Source organism: Clostridium ragsdalei P11 (assembly GCF_001675165.1).
Classification (GTDB): Bacteria; Bacillota; Clostridia; order Clostridiales; family Clostridiaceae; genus Clostridium_B; species Clostridium_B ragsdalei.
The window spans coordinates 1-1,549 of record NZ_LROS01000054.1 but is presented as its reverse complement, the minus strand read 5'-3'; the positions used below and the strand labels follow the sequence as shown (position 1 = coordinate 1,549).

1 protein-coding gene is annotated in these 1,549 nt (G+C 32.7%); it reads left to right on the top strand.

The features are described 5' to 3' along the window. Positions 1-258 precede the first annotated feature (258 nt). Positions 259-1,437, top strand: coding sequence for an IS110 family RNA-guided transposase (locus tag CLRAG_RS16180; protein ID WP_065079341.1), 1,179 nt, complete (start codon positions 259-261; stop codon positions 1,435-1,437). The last annotated feature ends 112 nt before the right edge of the window (positions 1,438-1,549 follow it).

The window sequence follows — 1,549 nt, the reverse complement described above, 5'->3', positions numbered from 1 at the left end:
GCACCTTGTATAATGAACATGTAGTAAAAAATTCATTATACTTTTCCTTTCTTAAAGATTTTTTACTATAATTATCATAAGACGCTGTGGATTAGTTTTCGCACCTATAGCTAGACTATTTTAATTGAGGATCTAACCACTGTCTTATGCTTATTTGTTAATTAGTTAGATAACGCATGACGTTTTATATAGAGCAAGGATACATTTAGCATAGGATTTGTGGAGCATAGCGGACTAAAACTTAAAGGAGTTGTTTTTATGATTTACATTGGCATTGATGTAGCTAAAAATAAGCATGACTGCTGTATCATAAATTCTGATGGTGCTATTCTTAATGATTCTTTACGTATATCCAATTCTCGTCAAGGCTTTGAGTTCCTTTACTCTTCCATACTTTCTATTCTGCCTGATAAGGATATTTCTAACGTAAAAATAGGACTTGAATCAACAGGTCATTATAGCACTAATCTTCAAAATTTTTTGTATGCTAAAGGCTTCAGGCTCTCCATTCTCAACCCTTTAGCTACAAATCTTTTCCGTAAAGCTCAGACTCTTAGAAAAACTAAGACTGATAAAACGGATGCATTAGTTATTGCTAAAATGCTTTTTTCTGATGATACAAAATCCTATTCTCCTGTATCATACCAGATTCAAGAGCTAAAGTCACTAACTAGGCACAGATATCGTTTAATAGGATATCGAGCTAAATTGAAAATATCTGTCAATAGATTGATAGACATTATATTTCCAGAGTTACCTAAGCTATTTTGGTCAATCCATCAAAGTTCTTCCTATGCTCTTTTATCTATATTGCCAAATGCAGATGAGATAGCTGCTTGCCACTTGACTAAGCTTACAAACATACTAAGTACAGCTTCCAAAGGCAAGTATAGTAAAGATAAAGCAATTTCTATAAAGAAATCTGCAGTGGATTCTATTGGCACTAGTTCGAGGGCTTTAAGTTTTGAACTTCAACAAACTATTAGGTTAATACAATCAGTTCAAATTGAAATTGATGCTTTAGAACTTCAAATAAAAGAAATTCTTATTGAAATCAATTCACCACTGATTAGTATTCCTGGAATTTCATATACTCTAGCAGCAATAATATTGTCTGAAATTGGGGATATAGAAAGGTTCACAAGTCCTTGTAAGCTCTTAGCTTTCGCAGGATTAGATCCTTCAACTTACCAATCTGGCAAATATAATGCTTCGCATACCCCAATGGTCAAACGTGGATCTACTTATCTACGTTGGGCTGTACTTACAGCTGCCAGAACTGTTTCAATGAGAGACGCAACCTTTTTTGCATATTTATCAAAGAAACGATCTGAAGGTAAGCACTATTATGTTGCTATGAGTCATGTTGCTAAAAAATTAGTGCGTGTAATATTTTATCTTTTAAAAACCAATACAGCTTTTGTTCCACAAATGTAATCATTATTTTTAAAATTGGCAACTTAGTTGCTCTATTTGTTATGCACTTTTTTAAGAGGCTAAAAAATGAAAAAACCTTTAAAATTGTATTGACTTCATATAGTTAGTCTCT